General features: G+C 57.8%; 20 protein-coding genes, 1 tRNA gene and 1 pseudogene. 9 read left to right on the plus strand and 13 right to left on the minus strand.

What is annotated here, in order from left to right; genetic code table 11:
- Positions 1 to 144: 144 nt before the first annotated feature.
- From IV01_RS10270 to IV01_RS26670, 7 genes are all read left to right on the plus strand, one after another.
- Positions 145 to 543, plus strand: coding sequence for an acetyl-CoA sensor PanZ family protein (locus IV01_RS10270; RefSeq protein WP_032629392.1), 399 nt, complete (start codon positions 145 to 147; stop codon positions 541 to 543).
- Positions 544 to 628: 85 nt separating this feature from the next.
- Entirely contained in the window at positions 629 to 2848 is a 2220-nt protein-coding gene (locus IV01_RS10265; protein WP_032629393.1) for an AsmA family protein, read from the plus strand.
- 143 nt (positions 2849 to 2991) lie between these two features.
- Positions 2992 to 4059: an A/G-specific adenine glycosylase gene (mutY, locus tag IV01_RS10260; protein WP_032629394.1), complete on the plus strand. Its 1068-nt coding sequence runs from the start codon at positions 2992 to 2994 to the stop codon at positions 4057 to 4059.
- Positions 4056 to 4328, plus strand: a complete 273-nt coding sequence (locus IV01_RS10255) for an oxidative damage protection protein (protein ID WP_032629395.1) — start codon at positions 4056 to 4058, stop codon at positions 4326 to 4328. The genes mutY and IV01_RS10255 overlap by 4 nt, the downstream gene beginning before the upstream one ends.
- 101 nt (positions 4329 to 4429) lie before the next feature.
- Positions 4430 to 4505, plus strand: a tRNA-Phe gene (locus IV01_RS10250).
- Between the two features lie 294 nt (positions 4506 to 4799).
- Positions 4800 to 5285: a hypothetical protein gene (locus tag IV01_RS10245; protein WP_032629396.1), complete on the plus strand. Its 486-nt coding sequence runs from the start codon at positions 4800 to 4802 to the stop codon at positions 5283 to 5285.
- A 623-nt stretch (positions 5286 to 5908) separates the two neighbouring features.
- Positions 5909 to 6286: a hypothetical protein gene (locus tag IV01_RS26670; RefSeq protein ID WP_154232231.1), complete on the plus strand. Its 378-nt coding sequence runs from the start codon at positions 5909 to 5911 to the stop codon at positions 6284 to 6286.
- Positions 6287 to 6337: 51 nt separating this feature from the next.
- Here IV01_RS26670 and IV01_RS10235 read toward each other — a convergent pair whose 3' ends face one another.
- The 8 genes from IV01_RS10235 to tkt form a co-directional block, all read right to left on the minus strand.
- Positions 6338 to 6880 carry a hypothetical protein gene (locus IV01_RS10235; RefSeq protein WP_032629399.1) on the minus strand — a complete coding sequence of 181 codons (543 nt, stop codon included), beginning with the start codon at positions 6878 to 6880 and terminating at the stop codon, positions 6338 to 6340.
- Positions 6881 to 7099: 219 nt separating this feature from the next.
- Entirely contained in the window at positions 7100 to 8164 is a 1065-nt protein-coding gene (fba, locus tag IV01_RS10230) for a class II fructose-bisphosphate aldolase (RefSeq protein WP_032629400.1), read from the minus strand.
- 112 nt (positions 8165 to 8276) lie between these two features.
- On the minus strand, positions 8277 to 8600 hold the full coding sequence (locus IV01_RS10225; protein WP_032629401.1) for an MliC family protein: 324 nt from the start codon (positions 8598 to 8600) through the stop codon (positions 8277 to 8279).
- A gap of 53 nt (positions 8601 to 8653) precedes the next feature.
- Entirely contained in the window at positions 8654 to 8851 is a 198-nt protein-coding gene (locus tag IV01_RS10220) for a hypothetical protein (protein ID WP_032629402.1), read from the minus strand.
- Between the two features lie 88 nt (positions 8852 to 8939).
- Positions 8940 to 9164 carry a lipoprotein gene (locus tag IV01_RS10215; protein ID WP_032629403.1) on the minus strand — a complete coding sequence of 75 codons (225 nt, stop codon included), beginning with the start codon at positions 9162 to 9164 and terminating at the stop codon, positions 8940 to 8942.
- A 27-nt stretch (positions 9165 to 9191) separates the two neighbouring features.
- A complete protein-coding gene (locus tag IV01_RS10210; protein WP_032629404.1) occupies positions 9192 to 10355 on the minus strand; it encodes a phosphoglycerate kinase in 1164 nt (387 codons plus the stop codon).
- A gap of 18 nt (positions 10356 to 10373) precedes the next feature.
- Complete coding sequence (gene epd, locus IV01_RS10205; protein WP_032629405.1) at positions 10374 to 11423, minus strand: erythrose-4-phosphate dehydrogenase; 1050 nt, start codon at positions 11421 to 11423, stop codon at positions 10374 to 10376.
- Positions 11424 to 11546: 123 nt separating this feature from the next.
- Positions 11547 to 13544, minus strand: a complete 1998-nt coding sequence (tkt, locus tag IV01_RS10200; protein WP_032629406.1) for a transketolase — start codon at positions 13542 to 13544, stop codon at positions 11547 to 11549.
- Between the two features lie 237 nt (positions 13545 to 13781).
- On the opposite strand from tkt, the gene IV01_RS10195 reads away from it, so the two are divergent.
- Together IV01_RS10195 and metK are read left to right on the plus strand one after the other, a co-directional pair.
- The gene (locus IV01_RS10195) at positions 13782 to 14777 is read left to right on the plus strand and encodes an ArsR/SmtB family transcription factor (RefSeq protein ID WP_032629407.1); all 996 of its coding nucleotides are present in this window, start codon (positions 13782 to 13784) and stop codon (positions 14775 to 14777) included.
- A gap of 20 nt (positions 14778 to 14797) precedes the next feature.
- Positions 14798 to 15988 (plus strand): methionine adenosyltransferase, encoded by a 1191-nt coding sequence (metK, locus tag IV01_RS10190; RefSeq protein WP_032629408.1) that lies wholly within the window; start codon positions 14798 to 14800, stop codon positions 15986 to 15988.
- Positions 15989 to 16415: 427 nt separating this feature from the next.
- Here metK and IV01_RS10185 read toward each other — a convergent pair whose 3' ends face one another.
- From IV01_RS10185 to IV01_RS26375, 5 genes and pseudogenes are all read right to left on the minus strand, one after another.
- Positions 16416 to 17267 (minus strand): sulfurtransferase, encoded by an 852-nt coding sequence (locus IV01_RS10185; protein ID WP_032629409.1) that lies wholly within the window; start codon positions 17265 to 17267, stop codon positions 16416 to 16418.
- Between the two features lie 67 nt (positions 17268 to 17334).
- The gene (locus IV01_RS10180; protein ID WP_032629411.1) at positions 17335 to 18006 is read right to left on the minus strand and encodes a TetR/AcrR family transcriptional regulator; all 672 of its coding nucleotides are present in this window, start codon (positions 18004 to 18006) and stop codon (positions 17335 to 17337) included.
- A 103-nt stretch (positions 18007 to 18109) separates the two neighbouring features.
- On the minus strand, positions 18110 to 19270 hold the full coding sequence (locus IV01_RS10175; protein WP_032629413.1) for an L-talarate/galactarate dehydratase: 1161 nt from the start codon (positions 19268 to 19270) through the stop codon (positions 18110 to 18112).
- Positions 19271 to 19592: 322 nt separating this feature from the next.
- Complete coding sequence (locus tag IV01_RS10170) at positions 19593 to 20621, minus strand: LacI family DNA-binding transcriptional regulator (protein WP_032629414.1); 1029 nt, start codon at positions 20619 to 20621, stop codon at positions 19593 to 19595.
- Between the two features lie 395 nt (positions 20622 to 21016).
- Positions 21017 to 21168 (minus strand): annotated as a pseudogene (locus IV01_RS26375) (amino acid ABC transporter ATP-binding protein); the annotation flags it as partial.

The following is a 21168-nucleotide window of genomic DNA, read 5'->3' on the forward strand; positions in this document are numbered from 1 at the left end:
CGCACCGGATCAGCGAACGGGCGCGAGATTAGCACTTGTCGATAAAAAATAGAGCCTTTTGCCATCACCTTTTTTGACGTCACTGCTATGACACCCCTGTTTGAGGCACAATCGGCCCTGCCTTTCGTCGCCTGAGGACATTTCATGCCCATCGTCGTTGAATATCTCCAATCCCTCAGCTATCAGGACCAGGGGGATCTGCGCAAAATCTACCGAGACGCGCCCGCCTGGTTGCTCCCTCCATTTACCGACGCACTGCAATTGATCGAAAGCTGCCTGGAAGACGAAACCCTGGTCACCGCTCGGATGAATGACCGACTGCTGGGGGCTGCTCGTGTGAAAAGGCGACATGACGTGTGGGAACTGTCCCATTTGTGCGTGCGGACTTTGACCCGCCGCCGGGGTATCGCCGAGCAACTGGTGATGGATGCGCAAAAAAAAGCCCATGCAGCAGGTTGCGAGCTACGCTTGCTGGCACCCGCCCAGCCTCCCGAAGTCCAGGCTTTGGCGAGCAAAACCCAGGTCTCGCTGCTGATTTGCTGAGCACCAGGCATCCACAGCCCAGCTCCTGCGTGAGGAGGTTATACTCGCGGGCAAACTTTGAACGTAAGAACACAAGGACTCGCCCATGAAAGCGTTCGGCAAAATCCTGGGACTTTTTGTTCTCGGACTGTTGCTGATCATCGTGGCTCTAGGCTTCGCCCTGACCCATCTGTTTGATCCCAACGACTATAAAGACGAGATTCGCCAACTGGCCCGCGACAAGGCCAACATCGAACTGACCCTCAACGGCGACATTGGCTGGAGCCTGTTCCCCTGGCTGGGCCTTGAGCTGCATGAAGCCAGCGTGGCGACCCTGACCAATCCGACTCAACCTTTCGCTGACTTGCAAATGCTCGGCCTGTCCGTGCGCGTACTGCCGCTGCTGCGTCGCGAAGTCCAGATGAGCGATGTTCGAGTCGAAGGCCTGAACCTGCGGCTGAACCGTGATGAGAACGGCCACGCCAACTGGGAAGATATCGGCAAGCCGGCGCCGGTCGTGGGTGCTACTACAGCACCAACCGCTGACGGCTCTACCCCCCCTGCCGCCAAGCCTGACAAGCCATCGCAACCTCTCAAGCTCGACATTGACAGCCTGACCGTAAACAACGCGCGGGTTGAATATGTCGACGCTCGCAAAGGTCAGTCTTTCACCGCCGAGAGCATCCAACTGAGCACCGGGGCGATCCACGAAGGCGCCGATATCCCGATCAAACTGACGGCGTTTCTGGGTACGACTCAACCGGTCATGCGCGCCAAGACCGAACTGGTCGGCGAGTTACGCCTGGATCGCGCCCTCAAACGCTATCAATTTGGTGACATGCGTTTGTCAGGCGAAGCCTCCGGCGAGCCCTTGCAGGGCAAAACCGTGACCTTTGCCGCCCAGGGTCAGCTTCTGGTAGACCTTGCAGCCAACGTTGCCGAATGGTCCAACCTCAAGTTGTCAGCCAATCAACTGCGCGCGCTGGGCGAGTTGCGTGCCCGGGACCTGGACAAAACTCCGCAAATCACCGGCGCGATCTCTATCGCTCAGTTCGACCTGCACACGTTCCTCGACAGCATCGGCCAGCCGCTCCCAGCCATGGGCGCAGGCAGCCTGAGCAAGGTCGAGATGGTCAGCCGCCTGAGTGGTACACCGACCAGCGCATCCCTTGACGACCTCAACCTGAAAATCGATGACAGCACCTTTACTGGCCGCATTGCCATCGAAGACTTCGCTAAACAGGCCCTGCGCGTTCAACTCAAAGGCGATACCTTCAACGCCGATCGTTATCGCCCGGCAGAAAGCGCAGAGAAGAAAGGCGCTTCCGCCGCGCGTAAATCCGAAGTGCAAAGCAGTGAAGCTGCTGCGGTGGCTGGCGCAGGCACCACACCACTACCGGACCAGCCGACCAAGGCTGCCTGGAGCACCGAAAAACTGCTGCCACTGGAGCGCATGCGCAAGCTCGATGTTGATGCCGACATCAGCTTCGGCACGCTGACCCTCAACAAGCTGCCGATCCAGAACGCTGCAATCAAGACCCAGGCTTTGAACGGGGTGGTCAAGCTCGACAGCCTGCGTGGGGATCTCTACAACGGCAATTTCGAAGTCAAAGGCAACCTTGACGTGCGTCCCGACGTGCCGCTGGCCAGCGTGCAGACCCGCGTCGCCAAAGTCCCGGTTGAGCGTTTCCTGCAAAGCCAGGATCAAACGCCACCGGTCAGAGGCCTGCTTACGCTCAACAGCGACCTGAACGGCAAGGGCAACAGCGAAAAAGCCTTGATCGACAGCCTCAACGGCACTGCCAGCTTCATGCTCAACAACGGCGTGCTGGTCAACGCCAACCTTGAGCAACAGCTTTGCCAGGGCATCTCGCTGCTCAACCGCAAAACCCTCAGTGGCGAGCCACGGGGCAAGGACACGCCATTTCAGCAACTCAACGGGAACCTGGTGTTCCGTAACGGCGTTGCCAGTAACCCTGACCTGAAAGTGCAAATCCCTGGCCTGACCGTCAATGGGGACGGAGATGTAGACCTGCGCGTACTCGGCATGAACTACCGCATCGGCATCGTGATAGAGGGTGATAAAACCGAAATGCCTGACCCCGCGTGCGAGGTCAATCCGCGCTACGTTGGCATCGAGTGGCCGGTGCGTTGTCGTGGTCCGCTGGAACTGGGCGCCAAAGCCTGTCGCCTGGACAAGGAAGGCTTGGGCCAGGTCGCCGCAAAACTGGCTGGCGACAAAATCAGCGACAAGATCGAGGAAAAACTCGGCGACAAAGTCAGCCCTGAACTCAAAGACGCCCTGCGCGGATTGTTCAAACGTTAACGACCAGCCTCCTGTAGGAGCGCGCTTGCCCGCGATTCAATCTGTCAGGCGACATCATTGTTGCCTGAACTGACGCAATCGCGGGCAAGCGCGCTCCTACAAGACAGGCATAGACCTGAGTCACTCACCATACCGGATCAGCAATGCAACCCGAGCAATTCTCCAGCGCCGTACTTGACTGGTATGACCGCCACGGTCGACACAACCTGCCCTGGCAACAAGGAATTACGCCGTATCGAGTCTGGGTATCGGAAATCATGCTGCAACAGACCCAGGTCAGCACCGTCCTGAACTACTTCGATCGTTTCATGGAAGCCCTGCCCAGCGTCGAAGCCCTGGCTGAAGCACCGGAAGACGAAGTCCTGCATCTGTGGACCGGACTGGGTTACTACACCCGCGCACGCAATTTGCAAAAGACTGCAAAAATCGTCGTCGCTGACCACGACGGCGAATTTCCCCGCGATGTGGAAAAACTTATCCTGCTGCCTGGCATCGGACTCTCCACGGCCGGCGCCATTGCCAGTTTGAGCATGGGCCTGCGCGCGCCGATTCTGGATGGCAACGTCAAACGCGTTCTAGCGCGCTTTACAGCACAGGAAGGCTACCCCGGCGAGCCGAAGGTGGCTAAACAGCTATGGGCGACTGCAGAGCGTTACACGCCTCAGACGAGAGTCAACAACTACACCCAGGCAATGATGGATCTGGGCGCCACGTTATGCACACGCAGCAAACCCAGCTGCCTGCTCTGCCCGCTTGAATCAGGCTGCCAGGCACATATGCTCGGCCTGGAAACCCGCTACCCGATCCCCAAGCCGCGCAAAGAGGTCCCGCAGAAGCGCACCCTGATGCCGATGCTCGCCAATCGCGACGGCGCTATTCTGCTTTATCGCCGGCCCTCAACCGGGCTATGGGGTGGATTGTGGAGCCTGCCAGAGCTGGACGACTTCGACGACCTGCAACATCTGGCCCTGCAACACTCGCTGGAACTGGGCAAACATCAGGAGTTGCCAGGGCTCGTCCATACTTTCAGCCACTTCCAACTGAGCATCGAGCCTTGGCTGGTTGAAGTCCAGGAGTCCGCTCATCACGTGGCCGAGGCCGACTGGCTCTGGTATAACCTCGCCACCCCGCCGCGCCTGGGCCTTGCTGCCCCGGTGAAGAAGCTGCTGAAACGCGCAGCCGACGTATTGAACGCAGGAGAGTCGTCATGACCCGCACCGTAATGTGCCGCAAGTACAAAGAAGAACTGCCTGGCCTGGAACGCGCCCCGTACCCAGGCGCCAAAGGCGAAGACATCTTCAACAACGTCTCGCAGAAAGCCTGGGCCGACTGGCAGAAGCACCAGACCCTGCTCATCAATGAAAAACGCTTGAACATGATGAACGCCGAAGATCGAAAATTCCTCCAGACCCAGATGGACAAGTTCCTGTCCGGCGAGGAGTACGCCCAGGCCGAAGGCTACGTTCCCCCCGAGAAATAAAGCGTTTCAGCCAGTGTGGGTCGTAAGCGACGGTAATAATTAAGATTTTTTAAAAAACATGCTTGACGACCCCCTGAAAAACACGTTTAATGCGCCCCGTTGCCCAGATAGCTCAGTCGGTAGAGCAGGGGATTGAAAATCCCCGTGTCGGCGGTTCGATTCCGTCTCTGGGCACCACTAATTAATTTCAGGTGGTGTCAACATCATCTGAAAATCAAAAAACCCGCCTAGTGCGGGTTTTTTATTGCCTGCGGTTTGTGTAGCTGGCAGAGCGAGATTTCAGGATGCTGGACAGCCCTGAACGAGCGATAGACCTGTGTGCGATCGGAGGTTACGTCGGTCGCGAAAGCGCTATGTCGCGCGCACCGCAATCGACGCCGTCGTAACCAGCAGCCCCGCCCCTTGGATATTTCCCCCGATCTGCGTTTCAATGGCGCCTTGTGATTATTCGCCGCAATAGGACCCGAATTCATGGCTTCGCCAGACAAGCAGCAAAAACGCGCCCAACGGGCGAAAGCCAAGGCCAAGCAGAACCGCTCGCACAAGCCGGCGAAGAAAGTCGTGCACCCGATGTTCGCTTCGCCCCTGATTGATCAGCCTTTCGATGACGTCGAGATCGACCTGAGCACTTTCGATTTCAAGGACATCGTTGAAAACGGTTTCGATCCGGCTGACTTCGATGACCTGTTCCAGACCATGAAGGCCGCCCAGGCCATCAGCCAGTTGGCGATGTGCGCGGTGTTCCTGCAGTACCCGGTGCTGGAACTGGTGATTGCCGAAGAAGACGAAGAAGAGGCCACCGACTTCATGATGGGCCTGCTCATCACGTACCGTGGGATGTTCTTCGATGAAGATGAAGACACCGCGGTTGAGTGGATTGGCAGTCCCTCCTTCCAGGCCGATTACAACGAAGCGTCGCGCTTGCTGATGGTGCGCAACGACAGCGCCGTGCGCTAAGCCCTTCACAGCCCTATAAGCGCTCATGAGCGCTTATAGGGCTGAATTCAACCCAACTGTTATTCATTGGCCCTGTGACGTCGTCGGGGGTTTCGACGGCGACGAACGCCATTTGCCTGACACTCCGCTATTCGCAGCCTTCGGCAGCTCTCATCAAACAAAACAGGAATCATTTGATTCAGATGATTTTGTGGGAGCGACCGGGGTGGCGCTCCACCTTGCTCGCGAAGAGGTCGGAGTTACCAAGCACCTGCCTAACCTCAATACCGCCTTCGCGAGCAAGCACGCTCCCACACGCTCACCGTTTGCTGCGCGACAGCGCGGCGTCTGGAAGACGGGCAATCTCCCACAGAGCACGCAAACAATCCTGGCATCGTACCACCTACAAAAAAAACTATCCCTTCGGATAAGTTTCGCGAGGATCCGCTTGATCTTTTAATCGAAAATCTATTACGTCAAAACATATTTTAAACACTACTTCAAGAGGTAGATGGATATGTAAGACGCTTCCTACAAATAGTACTTCCACCACAGAAATTTCCGACATGCGAAATTAATTTCGTATGTACCCGTTCGACCTCCATAACGATCGAACTAATAATTTTATATAACGAGAATTCATCATGAAAAAAACACTACTGGCTTCACTGTTCACTATGGCATTGGTTTCACAAGCTGAAGCGGGATGCCTTACCCTAACCAATCGATATTCGGGAGCAATTCCGCCAGACAGTACGGGGACAGCCTATGGTCCGGTTACGCTGGTCAACGCATCTGGCTGCCGCTCGGTGATTGTTGCTGCCCGCGTCCAACCTCTTGGAAGCGGCCCAGCGCCGAAGATGTGGATTGAAAAACTGGAAAACGGCCAATGGAAAAAAATAGCTGAAGCCCACGGCACATCTGCCTCAGCAATCACGACTGAGGGCACGTTCCAAATTCGGACCTCCAACGAGCACTCAGTGAGCCGAGCTTACTCCGGCAGCATAGCCACAACCCGATAATCACTAGCCTCAATGCGCCACGCCCGGAGGCCTGGCGCATTGATTTTTAGATCACGCCCGCTCGTTGATAGAGGGCAATTTCTGTGCGCTCTTCGTCAGATATGACAGTGCAGCCACCACATGGTTAGCATTGGCATAGCTATTCAGAATCCGACCATAGGCCTTATCGTGGGTTAGTCCCTGGCTGCGACCAAACTCGATCTGGCTATTGAGCTGCTCGTTGAGCAAAGGAATCGCATTGAATTTGACGTCTAGGTTTCTCTGCTTACCGTCAAAACCTGTGTCCTCGTTGCCGAGAGAGAGATAGACAGCAGCAAACTCATCGTTAAGCCCCAAGGCACGGAGTTCTGAGCTCAAGCGACTTAGTTGGCGAGTACTGATCGCTGTAAAATCCAGCCCATCCACAAGCTCCTCCAGCTTGCCAAAATCAAAGACTCCGAGCCTCTCCATGACATCCCGAGCCTGACGATCTTCCTTTACGGTAAATTTATTCTCCACCATCTCAGGATTCTTGATTTTGATTACGTACTCCATCGGCGTATAAGTAATCGAACCTGGAGCCCCTGGAGTGCCGACACTGACTGTCATATTCATAATTATTTCCTTATCGAAACTGTGTTGAATATATGTCGGTGAGTCAGAAATGTAAGTTGAGCCATATATCCGCCAACAAGAGCGATAAATCGGCCAAGGATGTAACGACAAATTTAAAAGCTAAAATTTCCGTTTAAACGAAAAGTGCTGATTCTCAATCACCACCCACAAAAAAGCCCGCATCGCTGCGGGCTTTTTCAGTGCTTAATCAACCACGACTCAGTTGATTTTGGCATCCAGTTCGCCACGGGCATAACGCTCGAACATCAGGTCCAGAGACACTGGCTTGATCTTCGAGGCATTGCCAGCAGTGCCGAACGCTTCGTAGCGAGCGATACACACGTCACGCATGGCCGTCACGGTCTTGGCCAGGTATTTACGTGGGTCGAACTCGCTCGGGTTCTTGGCCATGAACTCACGAATGGCACCGGTGGACGCCAGACGCAGGTCGGTATCGATGTTGACCTTGCGCACGCCGTGCTTGATGCCCTCAACGATCTCTTCAACCGGTACGCCGTAGGTTTCTTTGATGTCGCCACCGTACTGGTTGATGATCTTCAACCACTCTTGCGGAACCGAAGACGAACCGTGCATCACCAGGTGAGTGTTCGGGATGCGCTTGTGGATTTCCTTGATGCGGTCGATCGCCAGGATGTCACCGGTAGGAGGCTTGGTGAACTTGTAAGCGCCGTGGCTGGTGCCAATGGCGATTGCCAGGGCATCGACCTGGGTTTTCTTGACGAAGTCAGCGGCTTCTTCAGGATCGGTCAGCATCTGGCTGTGGTCGAGCATGCCTTCTGCGCCAACGCCGTCTTCTTCGCCGGCCATGCCGGTTTCCAGCGAGCCCAGAACACCCAGCTCACCTTCTACCGAAACGCCACAGGCGTGAGCGAAGGCGACAACGCGACGCGTGACTTCAACGTTGTATTCGTAGGTGGTTGGCGTTTTGCCGTCGACACCCAGCGAGCCGTCCATCATGACCGAGCTGAAGCCCAGCTGGATCGAGCGCTGGCAGATATCAGGGCTGGTGCCGTGATCCTGGTGCATGACCACAGGGATATGCGGGAATTCTTCGACTGCCGCCAGGATCAGGTGGCGCAGGAACGGCGCACCAGCATATTTGCGGGCACCGGCCGAAGCCTGGACGATCACCGGGGAATCGGTCTTGTCGGCCGCTTCCATAATGGCGCGCATTTGTTCCAGGTTGTTCACGTTGAAAGCTGGGACGCCATAACCGAATTCGGCTGCGTGGTCCAACATCTGGCGCATGCTGATAAGTGCCATTGTCTGTCTCTCTCCCGGTAGGGTCGTTATCGTGCAAACCGGCCGTAGCGGCGGCTGCTATTCAAGTTCTGCGCAGCAGCCAGAAGGCTGTGCGCGGGATCATCGGTGCCGGTCAGCGAACCTGCTTGCAACCGCGCCCGATCAAATCATTGGTGGCCTCCCAGTAAACAAGGCCTTCATCGCCCTTGTTCTGGAAAGCCAGCACACCATTGCTGTACAACGCAGGTGAACCCGGCTCAGCCTTGAGACGGAATACCTGATCACTCTCGTTAAGGCGCACGTCAACTTCAGCCTTGGCCTGATCAACATAACGCCAATGCACCTGGGCTTTGCTGTCACAGACCCAATTGGCCCATGTGTCCTTTGTTTCCGGAGCTTTCATGCTGGCGCAACCGCCAAGCAGTGCAAGTGTCGCAAGGGCAATCAAGCCTTTCATTACTTCTCCTGGCCCGCCCTGCGAAGCAAGGCAAATGCCAGTTGCTTCAATCTTCAGGGGCAGTTCTGTTCCTGGTTCCGATCATCGGCCGGCTCGCCCGTAGCCTGCGCCTCAACCCGTTGATCGTTCTGGGTCGTCGGCACGTTCACGGACGCCGGACTGAATACTTCACAGGTCTTGGCATGCGTGCCAACCCCGCTGCAACCGGCAAATATCAAGCAACTCAACAAGGTCAGGGCGGCGGTTTTCATGGTGAAAATCCTTATCCAGAAAAGTTATCCACCCTTTAAAGACCGCTCCTGACCCCAGATGTTGCCTGACTCGCACTTTGATCGCGCCTTACCGACAAGCGACTGACCCGACATTCGGCATGAATTCGTACTTCTCCAGCACCGCCGAGCCACCTCGCTTGTAGATGACCGGCACGGTTTCAGCCTGCCAATTAGCCTGATAACAGCCAAGGTGTGCCAGTGCAGGCTCACTCACAGCCTCTTCGGCTTCCGGCTCGCTGGCACACCCGGCCAGAACCCCGGCAATCAGCAGCAGCTGTAATGGCTTGAGCATTTCAATTCCCTTCCACAAGGCCTGGTATCAGGCCTTGGCGCGCTGTTCCAGAATTTCTACGGCGGGAAGAACCTTGCCTTCAACAAACTCCAGGAAAGCACCGCCGCCAGTGGAAATGTAGGAGATCTTGTCCGCTACGCCATATTTATCGATTGCCGCCAGAGTGTCACCGCCACCGGCAATCGAGAACGCAGAGCTTTCAGCAATGGCTTTGGCCAGAGTTTTGGTGCCTTCACCGAACTGATCGAATTCAAACACGCCGACCGGTCCGTTCCACAGAATAGTCTTGGAAGATTTCAGTAGTTCGGCGAAGTGCGCGGCAGTTTGCGGGCCGATATCCAGAATCATGTCGTCGTCCGCAACGTCGGCGATGAGTTTGACGGTTGCTGTAGCGCTCTCGGCAAACTCCTTGGCGACCACTACATCCACAGGCAACGGCACACTGACCTTGCCTGCGATTTCACGTGCGGTATCCAGCAGGTCGGGTTCGTACAAAGATTTGCCGACCTTGTGCCCCGCAGCAGCCAGGAAGGTATTGGCGATGCCGCCGCCAACGATCAACTGATTGCAGATGGCGCTCAGGCTGTTGAGGACGTCCAGCTTGGTGGAAACCTTGGAGCCGGCAACGATGGCCGCCATTGGCTGGGCAGGAGCGCCGAGGGCCTTGCCCAACGCGTCCAGCTCTGCAGCCAGCAGCGGACCCGCAGCGGCTACTTTGGCGAATTTGGCCACGCCGTGGGTCGAGCCTTCAGCGCGATGCGCCGTGCCGAACGCATCCATCACAAACACGTCACACAAAGCGGCGTATTTCTGCGCCAGCTCGTCGGCGTTCTTTTTCTCGCCCTTGTTGAAGCGCACATTCTCGAACAGCACGATGTCGCCCGCTTTGACGTCAACACCGTCCAGATAATCAGCAATCAGCGGCACTTCACGGCCCAACGCCTTGCTCAGGTACTCGGCAACCGGCTTGAGGCTGTTCTCGGCGGAGAACTCACCCTCGGTCGGACGACCCAGGTGCGAGCAGACCATCACGGCCGCGCCCTTTTCCAGCGCCAGCTTGATGGTCGGCAGCGACGCGAGAATACGTGCATCGCTGCTGACAGCGCCGTCCTTGATCGGGACGTTGAGGTCTTCGCGGATCAGTACACGCTTACCTTGCAGGTCGAGGTCGGTCATCTTCAACACGGTCATGAGTGAATCCCTGTTTTTTTACTGTTGTGGGTCTGCGACGTGCAAAAAGTGCTCGGCAACGTCAAGCATTCGGTTGGCAAACCCCCATTCGTTGTCGAACCAGGCCAGCAGATTGACCAGCCGTGGGCCGGATACGCGGGTCTGACTCGCATCGACGATGGCCGAATGAGGGTCATGGTTGAAATCGCAACTGGCGTGCGGCAGCTCGGTATAAGCCAGCAAACCCTTGAGCGGGCCACCGGTGGCGGCCTCGCGCAGAATGCGGTTTATCTCCGTAGCGTCGGTGTCCCGTGCGGTCTGCAAAGTGATGTCCAGACACGACACGTTAACGGTCGGCACGCGCACTGCTTTGGCCTGAATTCGGCCCGCAAGTTCCGGCAGAAGCCGTTCGATGCCTCGCGCCAGACCAGTGGACACCGGGATGATCGACTGGAAGGCCGAACGGGTGCGGCGTAGATCTTCATGATGATAGGCGTCAATCACGGGCTGGTCGTTCATCGCCGAGTGGATCGTGGTGATGGTGACGTATTCCAGACCGAGTGCCTGATCCAGCAGGCGCAGCAAGGGCACGCTGCAATTGGTGGTACAGGATGCTGCGGACACCAGCAGCTCGCGACCCGTCAGCTTTTGCTGATTGATGCCGAACACGATGGTGGCATCGACATCGGCCTCGCTGGCCATGGGCTGTGAAAACAGCACCCGCGGTGCGCCGGCGTCGAGGAACCGCTGGCCGTCTTCGCGGGTGTTGTAGACGCCTGAGCATTCGAGGACCAGATCAATTTCCAACTCGGCCCAGTCAACGTCTTCCGGCGTCGCGCTGCGCAGCACTTTGATCTTGTGATCATTGATGTGCAGATACTGCCCTTCGACCCGCACTTCGCCAGGAAAGCGGCCGTGTGTGGAGTCAAAGCGCGTGAGGTATTCGAGGCTGGCCATGTCGGCCAGATCGTTGATGGCGACCACTTCGAACCCGGCCTTCGTCCCTCGCTCGCACAGCGCGCGCACGACGCAGCGGCCGATCCGGCCGTAGCCGTTGAGTGCAACTTTGTAAGGACGGTGTTGGGGCATGGGGTTCTCGTTGGGTGTATCAGGCCCGTTGGAGCGAGGCTTGCCCGCGAATACAGCAACGAGGTCTGTCAGACAAACCGCATCGCCTCGTTCGCGGGCAAGCCTCGCTCCAACAGATCGCTATCAGTCTTCCAGCAACTCTTCAGCCTGACCCAGGATGTTTTCCAAGGTGAAGCCGAACTCTTCGAAGAGGGCTGGCGCAGGCGCCGACTCGCCAAAGGTAGTCATGCCGATGACGCGACCTTCAAGGCCGACGTACTTGTACCAGAAGTCCGCGTGCGCAGCTTCAATGGCGATACGGGCGCTGACCTGCAGCGGCAGGACCGCTTGCTTGTAGCCCGGATCCTGAGCATCAAAGACGCTGGTGCATGGCATGGAAACCACGCGTACGTTACGACCTTGAGCGCTGAGTGCGTCGAAGGCCTGAACAGCGAGGCCAACTTCCGAACCCGTAGCGATCAGGATCAGCTCAGGCTCGCCGACGCAGTCACGCAGCACGTAGCCACCACGGGCGATGTCCGCCAGTTGCGCTTCGTCACGAGCCTGGTGCGGCAGATTCTGACGCGAGAAGATCAGTGCAGAAGGACCGTCGTTGCGCTCGATGGCGTATTTCCACGCTACCGCCGATTCAACTGCATCCGCAGGACGCCATGTATCCAGGTTCGGCGTGGTGCGCAGGCTGGTCAACTGCTCGATTGGCTGGTGCGTCGGGCCGTCTTCGCCCAGACCGATGGAGTCGTGGGTGAACACATACAGCACGCGCTTCTTCATCAGCGAGGACATGCGCACCGCGTTACGGGCGTATTCCATGAAGATCAGGAAGGTCGCGCCGTAAGGAACGAAACCGCCGTGCAACGCGATGCCGTTCATCATGGCGCCCATGCCGAACTCGCGCACGCCGTAGTGCAGGTAGTTACCGTTGGCATCTTCGCCAGTGATGCTCTTGCAGCCTTTCCAGATGGTCAGGTTGGAGCCAGCCAGGTCAGCCGAACCACCCAGGAACTCAGGCAGCAGCGGACCGAAGGCGGTCAGTGCATTCTGGCTTGCCTTACGGCTGGCGATGGTCTCGCCCTTGGCGTTGACTTCAGCCACGTAAGCGGCAGATTTCTCGGCGAAGTCGGCAGGCAATTCGCCGCTCATGCGACGGATCAGCTCGTTGGCCAGTTCCGGGTGCTCGGCAGAGTAAGCAGCAAAGCGCTGATCCCATTCGGCTTCGGTCGCCAGGCCTTTCTCTTTGCAATTCCACTCGGCATAGATGTCAGCCGGGATTTCGAATGGGCCATGGGTCCATTTCAGGGCCGCGCGGGTCAGGGCGATTTCGTCAGCACCCAGCGGCGCGCCGTGGGACTCTTCCTTGCCTTGCTTGTTCGGCGAACCGAAACCGATGGTGGTCTTGCAGCAGATCAGGGTCGGCTTGTCGCTTTTGCGAGCGGTGTCGATGGCGGTCTTGATCTCGTCGGCGTCATGGCCGTCGACATTGCGGATGACCAGCCAGCCGTATGACTCGAAGCGCTTTGGCGTGTCGTCAGTGAACCAGCCTTCGACTTCGCCATCAATGGAGATGCCGTTATCGTCGTAGAACGCGATCAGCTTGTTCAGGCCCAGCGTGCCAGCCAGAGAGCCAACTTCGTGGGAGATGCCTTCCATCATGCAGCCATCACCCATGAATACGTAGGTGTGGTGGTCAACGATGTTGTGGCCTGGACGGTTGAACTGGGCCGCCAGAGTCTTTTCCGCTACAGCGAAACCCACGGCGTTGGCAAACCCCTGGCCCAGAGGACCGGTGGTGGTTTCAACGCCAGGGGTGTAGCCGAATTCCGGGTGCCCCGGTGTGCGGCTGTGCAGTTGGCGGAAGTTTTTCAGGTCGTCGATGGACAGGTCATAACCGGTCAGGTGCAGCAGCGAGTAAACCAGCATCGAACCGTGGCCGTTGGACATGATGAAGCGGTCGCGGTCGGCAAATGCAGGGTTGCTCGGGTTGTGCTTCAGATAGTCGCGCCAAAGTACTTCGGCGATATCCGCCATGCCCATAGGGGCACCGGGATGGCCGCTGTTGGCTTTTTGCACGGCATCCATGCTGAGTGCACGAATGGCGTTGGCACGCTCACGACGGCTGGGCATCGCTGATCTCCTGGGAACTGGAAAGAATGGGTCTGAAAAAGGCGAGCATTTTCCCTCAGGCACTGCCTGGGAGCAATGAAAGATAGCGGGTTGAGGTAGTTTTTCCTGCTCGTTGCTCGTTATTTGTCCAGGTATGGCGCTGTGCTAGTGCCCTCGTTCGCCACCCATCATCCAATATCAAAACTTTTTGATATTGCCCTTGCGACATCCCCGGAGGCTAACTAGACTGCCAGCCCTATGAACCTGCGCGCACCCGTAATCCGCCACGATGACTGCGACGACCTCTCTGCCTTGTGCAAAGCGGGCGGCGATCCATTGCGACTGAATGTTTTGCGGGTTCTGGCCAACGATTCTTTTGGCGTGCTGGAACTGGCGCAGATTTTCGCCATTGGCCAGTCGGGCATGAGCCATCACCTCAAGGTGCTGGCCCAGGCTGATCTGGTTGCGACCCGACGCGAAGGCAATGCGATTTTCTATCGGCGTGCCCTGCCCCATACCGGACTACCGGGCGGCAGGCTGCATGCGGCGCTGCTGGATGAAGTGGACACGCTGCTGTTACCCGACGATGTGCAGATGCGCATCGGTCTGGTGCATCGGCAACGTGCCTCCGCCAGCCAGGATTTCTTCGCTCGCACGGCGGACAAATTCCGCGCCCAGCAAGACCTGATCGCAGGCTTGACCCAATACCGGGAAAGCCTGTTGTCACTGCTCGACAAACTGAGCTTCGGCCCAGAGGCGACAGCACTGGAAGTCGGCCCCGGCGATGGCGGGTTTCTGCCGGAACTGGCCCGTCGTTTCAAGCACGTCATGGCGCTGGATAACAGCCCTGCAATGCTCGAAATGGCGCGTCAGGTATGCACCGCCCAGGCACTGATTAATGTCGAGCTGAAACTGGCCGATGCACTGGATGCCGCCGATGTACACGCCGATTGCGTGGTACTGAATATGGTCCTGCACCATTTCGCCGCGCCGGCCGAGGCACTCAAACAACTCGCAGCATTGGTCCATCCGGGCGGAAGCCTGTTGGTGACCGAGCTGTGTAGCCATGACCAGAGCTGGGCCAGGGAGGCCTGTGGCGATCTTTGGTTAGGGTTCGAACAGGATGATCTGGCCCGTTGGGCCATCGCTGCGGGGCTAGTTCCCGGGGAAAGCCTCTATGTAGGCTTACGTAATGGTTTCCAGATCCAGGTCCGCCATTTTCAGCGACCGGCTGGCAACACTCACCATCGGTAAAATTCAGGAAACCCGTAGAGATGAGCGAATACTCCCTTTTCACCTCCGAGTCCGTGTCCGAAGGGCATCCAGACAAAATCGCCGACCAGATCTCCGATGCGGTTCTGGACGCAATCATCACTCAGGACAAACATGCTCGCGTAGCGGTGGAAACCCTGGTCAAGACGGGCGTTGCCATCGTTGCCGGTGAAGTGACCACGACCGCCTGGGTTGACCTGGAACAGATCGTTCGTGACGTGATCACCGACATTGGCTACACCAGCTCCGACGTCGGCTTCGACGGTGCTACCTGCGGCGTGATGAACATCATCGGCAAGCAGTCCCCTGACATCAACCAGGGTGTAGACCGTGCCAAGCCTGAAGATCAAGGCGCCGGCGACCAGGGCCTGATGTTCGGCTACGCCAGCAACGAAACCGCAGAGCTGATGCCCGCGCCAATCGCGTTCTCGCACCAACTGGTCAAGCGTCAGGCTGAGGCCCGCAAATCCGGCCTGCTGCCATGGTTGCGCCCGGATGCCAAATCCCAGGTCACTTGCAGCTATGAAAACGGCAAGGTCGTGGGCATCGACGCGGTTGTTCTGTCGACCCAGCACAACCCAGAAGTGTCCTACAACGACCTGCGCGAAGGCGTGATGGAGCTGATCGTCAAGCACGTGCTGCCAGCCGAGCTGCTGCACAAGGACACCCAGTTCCACATCAACCCGACTGGCCAGTTCATCATTGGCGGCCCGGTAGGTGACTGCGGTCTGACCGGTCGCAAGATCATCGTCGACAGCTACGGCGGCATGGCCCGTCACGGCGGTGGCGCGTTCTCCGGCAAGGATCCATCCAAGGTTGACCGTTCGGCCGCCTACGCGGGTCGCTATGTTGCCAAGAACATCGTGGCCGCTGGCCTGGCTGAGCGTTGCGAGATTCAGGTCTCCTACGCCATCGGCGTTGCACAGCCGACTTCGATCTCGCTGAACACCTTCGGCACCGGCAAGATCAGCGATGACAAGATCATCAAGCTGGTCCGCGACATCTTCGACCTGCGTCCATACGCGATCACCAAGATGCTCGACCTGCTGCACCCGATGTACCAGGAAACTGCTGCCTACGGCCACTTCGGTCGCACGCCGCAAACCAAGACCGTGGGCGATGACACCTTCACCACGTTCACCTGGGAAAAAACCGACCGCGCCGAAGCCCTGCGCGCCGCTGCCGGCCTGTAATCTTCAGGCGTCACAAAAAGCCCCTGGCGACTTTGGTCGGCAGGGGCTTTTTTTGTTCTGGCAATAACGATCATCTGTTGGAGCCGGGCTTGCCCGCGAAGAACGATGACGCGTTGCACCTGTTACACCGTGTTGGCTGATTCGCGGGCAAGCCCGGCTCCAGCGGAGGCATGCGATTTCTGGTGGGCGCGGTGCTTGCCCGCGATAAGGTTTGGGTGATCTAGCTACAGAACGCGGTGTCTGTATCGCGGGCAAGCCTCGCTCCAACGGATTCATAACCAACACCTGTGGGAGCGAATTCATTCGCGAAAAGGCCATTACATCCGATGCATTTTCATCGGCATTAACATTGCCTTGGCGAATAAATTCGCTCTCACAGGCCCGAGGTCTCCGGACGCTCGTGTATGCCCGCAGTCGCCTAGGTGATTCAGCCCGTTGCAACCTCACGCTGCGGATCAGTGATCCACTCGCTCCACGACCCGGCATACAACCCGCCCAGCGGATACCCTGCCAGACACAACGCAAACAGGTTGTGACACGCCGTCACACCTGAGCCGCAGTAAGCAACCAGCTGTTCAGGAGCGCGGCCACGCAGCTGGGTCGCGAAGCGTTGCTTGAGTTCGTCAACAGGCAAGAACTTGCCGTCCGGACCAAGGTTATCGGTGAAGGCTGCGCATTGGGCGCCGGGAATATGCCCTGCGACAGGGTCAATCGGCTCCACTTCGCCACGGAATCGCGCGTCAGCACGAGCATCGATCAAGGTCATTTCCGGATCGCCCAGCCGGTCCTGCAAGTGTTTGGCACTGAGCACCAGCGAATCATCCGGCTGACCGGTGAAATGCCCTGGTTTTTTGTCCGGTGCATCAAGGCTCAGGGGCAAGCCCGCTGCATGCCAGGCCTTGAGGCCACCGTCGAGGATAAACACGCCATCACGTTTGCCGAGCCAGGCCAATAACCACCAGGCTCTCGCGGCATAAGCGCCGGGGCCGTCGTCGTAAAGCACCACGTCACTGTCGGCGTTGATGCCCCAGTGCTGCAAACGCTCCACCAGGGTCTGCGCATCCGGTAGCGGATGGCGGCCCGTCTTGCCTTTGCTGACCGGGCCGCTCAGATCACGCTCCAGATCAGCAAAGCAGGAACCCTCGATATGCCCGTTGGCATAGCTGCGTTGACCGTAAGCGGTATCTTCCAGTGCAAAACGGCAGTCGAGAATCACCAGGCCTGGTTGCTGCTGGCGCTCGGCCAGTTGCTGGGGGCTGATCAGTTGCGCGATGGACATGACAGGCTCCTGTAGACAATTGAGTTAGCGAGGAAGCTGAAACCGATGATGCTTAACGCTATCCCTCTCAGACAGCATCAGCCAACGCCTGCTGCAATGGCACGTAAAATTCTTCGCAGAGCGACCTGACTTCCTCACTCGCACCCGCTGTAACGTAACCGGATTCCAGCATCAGAACCTGATAAACCCCGCGGCGCATGGCGTCCTGATTCAGCCGGCTGCTGTTTTCCCTGGTCGTGCACAGAAAGCGCACCCAGGACGTGAGGACAATCCAGGTATTGAGGGTCAGGGATTCGATCTGCACCTTATCCATCTGCAGAATGCCTGCTTCGACAAACCCGCCATAGATCGCCATGGCCTGAATCAGACAGTGCTGGGAAAAGCGCCGATAACGCGCGGCAAGTTCAGGGTCGGCGTCCAGTAGATGCTCAAGATCACGGTGCAGGAAGCGATAGCGCCACATGCCGTCGAGTATTTCCAGCAGGTAGTAACGCTTGTCTTCGACACTGGCCTGTCGCCCTTTGGGCGGGCGCAGAAAGGTGTTCACCAGGGTTTCATATTCGCTGAACAGCTCAGCGATGATCGCCTGCTTGTTGGGGAAGTGGTAATAGAGATTGCCGGGCGAGATTTCCATGTGCGCCGCAATGTGATTGGTGCTGACGCTGCGTTCGCCCAGCTGATTGAACAGCTCCAGGCTGGTCTGCACGATACGTTCACGGGTTTTGATACGCGGGGCCATGCTCGATTGATCGCTCGAATGTTATTGGTATCGAGCGATCTTAACGCAAGCCTGTAATAACGTGTCATGTCCGGCCGCTATCGACGCCCGGACATGACCCAGATCAAGGACGCTTGCCGACTTCAACCTGCTGCGCAGTCCACGGTTTGACCTGTCCGCTGAGCGAAAGCCCCAGTCCTGGGCGGGTCGGCACCAGCATGCGGCCGTCACGGGTTTCAAGGCGCTCATTGAAGAGCGGCTCCAGCCACTCGAAATGCTCTACCCATGGCTCGGTCGGATACGCCGCCGCCAGGTGAACGTGCAATTCCATGGCAAAGTGCGGCGCCAGCATCAGCCCCGCCTGCTCAGCCATGGCGGCAACTTTCAGATACGGCGTGATACCGCCGACACGCGGAGCATCCGGCATCAGGAAGTCGGCGCCGCGCAGCTTGATGAACTCCGCATGCTCGGCCACGCTGGTCAGCATCTCGCCCGTGGCAATCGGTGTATCGAACTGCTGAGCCAGCGCCGCATGGCCTTCGGCGTCGTAGCAATCGAGCGGCTCTTCGATCCAGATCAGGTTGTACTCTTCGAGCTTGCGGCACATGCGCTGCGCGGTCGGGCGATCCCATTGCTGGTTGGCGTCGACCATCAACGGGAAGTTATCCCCAAGGTGTTTGCGCACTGTGCTGACGCGCTCGATGTCGATGGTCCAGTCCGGCTGGCCGACTTTGAGCTTGATCCCGCCGATACCCTTCTCACGGGAGATATCAGTGTTTTTCATCAATTGATCCAGCGGCGTATGCAAAAAGCCACCCGAAGTGTTGTAGCAACGCACCGAGTCACGCTGCGCACCCAACAGACGCGCCAGGGAGAGATTGGCGCGCTTGGCTTTCAGGTCCCACAGAGCTACGTCGAAGGCACCAATCGCCTGAGTCGACATGCCGCTGCGCCCCACTGAAGCGCCAGCCCAGCACAGTTTGGTCCACAGCTTGGCGATGTCGCTGGGGTTCTCGCCAATCAGCGCCGGAGCAATTTCCTGAGCATGAGCGAACTGGCCGGGGCCGCCAGCGCGCTTGGAGTAACTGAACCCCAAGCCGCTGTGGCCATCCTTGGTTTCGATTTCCACGAACAGCATGGCAATTTCGGTCATCGGCTTTTGCCGACCGGTCAGCACTTTCGCATCACTGATCGGGTTGGCAAGTGGGAGGAATACCGAGGAGACCTTGACCCAGGCAATTTGGTCGAGATCAGAGGACGTGATGATTTCTTGTTGGATTGGCATTGAACGCTCCTTATGGACATTTGCCTGCTCATCGATGATTGCGCAATCACTAAGCGGCCAAAAAAAACTCCACATCCGCTGATGAATGAAGAGGTGATGGAGATACTACTATGATTGCGCAATCATTCAATATAACAAGACACCTTTCTACGCAACGGGATGCTGTAGGAGCGCGCTTGCCCGCGATAGCACAAGATCAGACGATATTTTTTGACTGACCCACCACTATCGCGGGCAAGCGCGCTCCTACGAGGTCCCGTGTTTGCCGCGCAGTAGCGCCGTTTCAGGGCACTTGCGAGCCCTGATTATCTTGGCAAGGGGTTCAGGTAGTCGCGCGATCAATGAGGGTGAAGCCGGTATCGACCCGCAAGGGCTTTTCGTTGCTATCTGCGTTGTTGAAACGCTCCAGCAAGGCCTGAGCAGTCAACTGGCCAATTCGCAGGCCATCGACCTTGACCGTCGACAATGCCGGATAGACTTGCGCGGCGCTGCTCAGGTCGCCAAAGCCCATCACCGCCAGATCTTCGGGAATGCGTATGCCTCGACTGGCCGCTTCCGCGAGCACGCCCTGAGCGATAGTGTCGGAACTGCAAATCACAATTTCCGGACCGACCTCCTGGTCGAGCAGACGACGTAAACCTTCCCGCCCAACCTCCAGAGTTGCCGGAGGCGCCAGCACCTCAACTGGCACATCCTGAATGCCATGGCGCTCAAGCTCGGCCAGCAGACTGTTGCATCGGCGCAAGCCCCGAGGGTCGCTGATGGTGACCACCGAAAAGCGTTTGTAATCTTTCTCCAACAGGTGCCGGGCGACTGCTTCGCCCACCGCTTCGTGGGAAAAGCCGACAAGCATGTCGATGGGCGCCTCGCTCAAGTCCCAGGCTTCCACCACCGGAATACCGGCCTGCGCCAAACGCACCCGGCTGGCCTCGGTGTGCAAGGTACCGGTCAGCACGATGCCATCCGGCCGCCGTCCCAGTACCGCTTCGAGTAACGCTTCTTCCTGTTCGGCGGAATAGCCGGTCAGCCCGAGCATGGTCTGGTAACCCGCTTTGGTCAGTGCATCCATCAGCGCCTGGACGGTATCGGCGAAAATCGAGTTGGCGATGGTCGGCAGAAAAATCGCCACCAGACGGCTTTTGTTGCTCGCCAGACCACCCGCCAACATGTTCGACACATAGCCAGTCGCACGCACGGCCTCACGCACCTTGTTGCGGGTCTTCTCGCTGACCAGCTCAGGGCGATGCAAGGCCCTGGACACCGTCATCGGCGAAACACCGGCGACTTTGGCGACGTCGATCAGGGTCAGGCTTGCGCCTTTGGGCAAGACGCTATCTGAGGGTTTTGGCATAAGTGTTTCCGGGACTGCAGCGCTGGACCGGCAAAGATACCGTTTCCTGACTTGAAAATGTTAGTGCTGACTTTTCTGCAGGAGCGTAGCGTGGCCTGGGCTGCATCCGGACGACAACGACACCACGTCAGCGTTCTTCGCGGGCTTGCCCGGCTCCAACTGGCCACGTGAAACCCGTGGGAGCGAGCTTGCTCGCGAAAGCATTATTTCATCCGCAGAAAATCTATCGAGTCTCGGGCCCATTCGCGAGCAAGCTCGGCTCCCACAAAGGGATGCGGTGTATCAGACAAACCGCTTCAGCGTTCTTCGCGGGCAAGCCTCGCTCCAACGGGTGCGATGGCGTATAAAAAACCCCGAACACTAGGTCCGGGCTTTTCATCCTGCCACTCAACCAATCAATGCAAGATCTGGCTCAGGAACAGGCGGGTACGGTCGCTTTGTGGATTGTCGAAGAAATCGTTTGGAGCGGCTTGCTCGACGATTTCGCCTTTGTCCATGAAGATCACGCGGTTGGCCACGGTACGGGCGAAGCCCATTTCGTGGGTTA

This window comes from Pseudomonas syringae, from assembly GCF_000737245.1.
Lineage (GTDB): Bacteria > Pseudomonadota > Gammaproteobacteria > Pseudomonadales > Pseudomonadaceae > Aquipseudomonas > Aquipseudomonas syringae_J.

What these genes read in the sequence shown, in the direction of transcription:
- IV01_RS10270 (WP_032629392.1), top strand. Translation starts at nt 145, where the DNA reads ATGCCCATCGTCGTTGAATATCTCCAATCCCTCAGCTATCAGGACCAG.
- IV01_RS10265 (WP_032629393.1), top strand. Translation starts at nt 629, where the DNA reads ATGAAAGCGTTCGGCAAAATCCTGGGACTTTTTGTTCTCGGACTGTTG.
- mutY (WP_032629394.1), top strand. Translation starts at nt 2,992, where the DNA reads ATGCAACCCGAGCAATTCTCCAGCGCCGTACTTGACTGGTATGACCGC.
- IV01_RS10255 (WP_032629395.1), top strand. Translation starts at nt 4,056, where the DNA reads ATGACCCGCACCGTAATGTGCCGCAAGTACAAAGAAGAACTGCCTGGC.
- IV01_RS10245 (WP_032629396.1), top strand. Translation starts at nt 4,800, where the DNA reads ATGGCTTCGCCAGACAAGCAGCAAAAACGCGCCCAACGGGCGAAAGCC.
- IV01_RS26670 (WP_154232231.1), top strand. Translation starts at nt 5,909, where the DNA reads ATGAAAAAAACACTACTGGCTTCACTGTTCACTATGGCATTGGTTTCA.
- IV01_RS10235 (WP_032629399.1), bottom strand. Translation starts at nt 6,880, where the DNA reads ATGAATATGACAGTCAGTGTCGGCACTCCAGGGGCTCCAGGTTCGATT.
- fba (WP_032629400.1), bottom strand. Translation starts at nt 8,164, where the DNA reads ATGGCACTTATCAGCATGCGCCAGATGTTGGACCACGCAGCCGAATTC.
- IV01_RS10225 (WP_032629401.1), bottom strand. Translation starts at nt 8,600, where the DNA reads ATGAAAGGCTTGATTGCCCTTGCGACACTTGCACTGCTTGGCGGTTGC.
- IV01_RS10220 (WP_032629402.1), bottom strand. Translation starts at nt 8,851, where the DNA reads ATGAAAACCGCCGCCCTGACCTTGTTGAGTTGCTTGATATTTGCCGGT.
- IV01_RS10215 (WP_032629403.1), bottom strand. Translation starts at nt 9,164, where the DNA reads ATGCTCAAGCCATTACAGCTGCTGCTGATTGCCGGGGTTCTGGCCGGG.
- IV01_RS10210 (WP_032629404.1), bottom strand. Translation starts at nt 10,355, where the DNA reads ATGACCGTGTTGAAGATGACCGACCTCGACCTGCAAGGTAAGCGTGTA.
- epd (WP_032629405.1), bottom strand. Translation starts at nt 11,423, where the DNA reads ATGCCCCAACACCGTCCTTACAAAGTTGCACTCAACGGCTACGGCCGG.
- tkt (WP_032629406.1), bottom strand. Translation starts at nt 13,544, where the DNA reads ATGCCCAGCCGTCGTGAGCGTGCCAACGCCATTCGTGCACTCAGCATG.
- IV01_RS10195 (WP_032629407.1), top strand. Translation starts at nt 13,782, where the DNA reads ATGAACCTGCGCGCACCCGTAATCCGCCACGATGACTGCGACGACCTC.
- metK (WP_032629408.1), top strand. Translation starts at nt 14,798, where the DNA reads ATGAGCGAATACTCCCTTTTCACCTCCGAGTCCGTGTCCGAAGGGCAT.
- IV01_RS10185 (WP_032629409.1), bottom strand. Translation starts at nt 17,267, where the DNA reads ATGTCCATCGCGCAACTGATCAGCCCCCAGCAACTGGCCGAGCGCCAG.
- IV01_RS10180 (WP_032629411.1), bottom strand. Translation starts at nt 18,006, where the DNA reads ATGGCCCCGCGTATCAAAACCCGTGAACGTATCGTGCAGACCAGCCTG.
- IV01_RS10175 (WP_032629413.1), bottom strand. Translation starts at nt 19,270, where the DNA reads ATGCCAATCCAACAAGAAATCATCACGTCCTCTGATCTCGACCAAATT.
- IV01_RS10170 (WP_032629414.1), bottom strand. Translation starts at nt 20,621, where the DNA reads ATGCCAAAACCCTCAGATAGCGTCTTGCCCAAAGGCGCAAGCCTGACC.